Source organism: Massilia sp. Mn16-1_5 (assembly GCF_004798585.1).
GTDB lineage: Bacteria > Pseudomonadota > Gammaproteobacteria > Burkholderiales > Burkholderiaceae_D > Telluria.
This window is the reverse complement of sequence record NZ_PPXQ01000051.1, coordinates 1-1312: the sequence shown is the minus strand read 5'-3', so window position 1 is coordinate 1312 and position 1312 is coordinate 1. Positions and strand designations below refer to the sequence as shown.

Annotated in this window: 1 protein-coding gene and 1 other annotated feature; the gene reads right to left on the bottom strand. The window is 62.5% G+C overall.

All coding sequences use genetic code 11. The features are described from left to right. Window positions 1-39 precede the first annotated feature (39 nt). Window positions 40-1262 (bottom strand): IS3 family transposase gene (locus C2862_RS24995; protein WP_136223756.1). Its coding sequence is split into 2 segments (ribosomal slippage): window positions 40-974 and window positions 974-1262, totalling 1224 coding nucleotides; the frame shifts between segments, so codons are not numbered across the junction. Next, window positions 868-984: a sequence feature (AL1L pseudoknot), on the bottom strand. Its footprint overlaps the gene before it by 117 nt. Window positions 1263-1312: the final 50 nt, after the last annotated feature.

The following is a 1312-nucleotide window of genomic DNA, read 5'->3' as shown; positions in this document are numbered from 1 at the left end:
TGAATCGCCCCGGCTTTCGTGGAGGCCGGTTAGTGTGAGTCAGGCCGGAATGGCTTGACTGCTCAGTTGCTTGTAATAGTTTGCCTCAGCTTCGGCTGGCGGTATATAGCCGAGCGGTGCGAGTAGGCGGTGGTGATTGAACCAGGACACCCATTCGAGCGTGGCCAGTTCGACGGCCTCGCGCGTTTTCCAGGGAGCGCGGCGGTGGATCAGCTCAGCCTTGTAGAGCCCGTTGATCGTCTCAGCCAGGGCATTGTCGTAACTGTCACCCTTGCTGCCCACAGACGGCTCAATGCCGGCTTCCGCCAGGCGCTCGCTGTACTTTATCGACACGTATTGCGAGCCCCTGTCGCTATGGTGCACGAGCTCGTTTCGTTCCGGCTGACGCGCATACAGCGCCTGTTCCAGTGCGTCGAGCACGAAGTCGGTCCGCATCGAACTGCTGACTCGCCAGCCGACGATTCGCCGGGCGAAGACGTCGATGACGAAGGCGACGTAGACAAAACCCTGCCAAGTCGAGACGTACGTGAAGTCCGAGACCCACAGCTGGTTCGGTCGCTGCGCCTTGAACTGGCGGTTGACGCGGTCGAGCGGGCATGGCGCCTTCGCATCGGCCACAGTCGTACGCACGACCTTCCCTCGCATGACTCCACGCAGCCCGGCCTTGCGCATCAGGCGCTCCACGGTGCAGCGGGCCACGTCAGTTCCCTCACGTCGCAATTGGCGCCAAACCTTGTCGGCCCCGTAGACTTGCAGGTTCGCCTGCCAGACACGCTCGATGTCGACGCTCAGCACGTCGTCGCGCTGGACACGGGCACAGCGCAGTGACGGGTTGCGTTGCTGCGCAGCGTGGCGCCAGTAGCCCGACGGCGCGACCTGCATCACCTTGCAGATCGGCTCGACACCGTAGGCATGGCGGTACCGGTCGATGAAAGCCCTCACGGCTTGAAGTGGCGGCCGAGCTCCGCCTGGGCGAAAAACGCACTCGCCAAGCGCAGGATCTCATTTGCCTTGCGTAGCTCGCGCACTTCTCGCTCAAGCGCCTTGACGCGCTCATCTTCGGCGGTAGTGGGTCCGGGACGCTGGCCGGTATCACGCTCCTGCTGGCGTACCCAACGGCGCAGTGTCTCCGGTGTGCAGCCAATCTTGGCAGCGATCGACGTGATTGCGGCCCACTGCGACTCGTACTGGCTGCCGGCTTCGCTGACCATGCGCACGGCGCGCTCGATGACTTCAGGGGAATACTTGGGTTGCTTTTTCATAGCTCCATTCTCTCAAACAATGGAGCCTCTACAAAACCCGGGGCGATTCA